1 pseudogene is annotated in these 264 nt (G+C 68.2%); it reads left to right on the forward strand.

Annotation, left to right across the window (positions count from 1 at the left end):
• Positions 1-264: pseudogene (locus KVT14_RS20510) on the forward strand (ABC transporter ATP-binding protein); the annotation flags it as partial.

The raw sequence follows: 264 nt of genomic DNA on the forward strand, positions 1-264 counted from the left end.
GCCGGACCTGCTCAACCTCGACGAGCCGACCCGCGGCGTCGACGTCGGCGCTAAGTACGAGATCTACGGCCTCGTGCAGCGCCTCGCCGACGCGGGCAAGGGCGTCGTCGACATCTCCTCCGAGCTGCCCGAGCTGCTCGGCCTCTGCGACCGGATCTACACGATCTTCGAGGGTCGGGCCACCGGCGTACTCGCCCGGGAGCAGGCCGACCAAGAGTCGAAGATGCGGCTTACGATAGGCACCAGCCAGGCGCACACGAACTG

It is taken from the genome of Cellulomonas sp. GbtcB1, assembly GCF_019091725.1.
In the GTDB taxonomy this organism is placed as follows: Bacteria; Actinomycetota; Actinomycetes; order Actinomycetales; family Cellulomonadaceae; genus Cellulomonas.